1 protein-coding gene is annotated in these 575 nt (G+C 68.0%); it reads left to right on the top strand.

The features are described from left to right. Nucleotides 1-123: 123 nt before the first annotated feature. On the top strand, nucleotides 124-575 hold a 452-nt coding region (locus tag AC1DWF_RS37020; protein WP_476843403.1), incomplete at its 3' end, for a helicase HerA domain-containing protein.

Here is a 575-nt window from a genome sequence, read left to right as displayed (position 1 = left end):
CCACCTTCCTGATGCTGGCCATCACGCTGAACACCGGGCGGACCACGGTGCTGGAGGGGGTCGTCCACCTTTCCATCTTCTTGGCCTTCCTGATGTTCTCCTTCCTGCCGTGACCATTGGACCATGACGATCGGAATCGAGATGGGCCAGACGCGCCAGGGCGCGTCAGCGACGCTCGACCTGGAGGAGCTGCTCTCCACGCGCCTGCTCGTGCAGGGCAATTCCGGCTCCGGCAAGTCGCACCTGCTGCGGCGGCTGCTAGAGCAGAGCGCGCCCTGGGTGCAACAGGTGGTGATCGACCCCGAGGGTGATTTCGTCACCCTGGCCGACCGCTTCGGCCATCTCGTCATCGACGCCGCCGACCATTCCGAGGCCACCCTGGCCCGCGCGGCCGACCGGGCGCGGCGGCATCGAGTCTCGGTGATTCTGAACCTCGACAGCGTGGAGGTCGAGCAGCAGTTGCGCTGTGCGGCCGCCTTCCTCGGCGGGCTTTTCGACGCCGACCGCGACGCCTGGAGCCCGGTCATGGTGGTGGTGGACGAGGCGCAGCTCTTCGCCCCCGCCATGGCCGGCGA

It is taken from the genome of Aminobacter sp. P4_D5 (assembly GCF_056401815.1).
The sequence above is the reverse complement of the archived record's forward strand: the minus strand, read 5'-3'. Positions and strand labels throughout refer to the sequence as shown.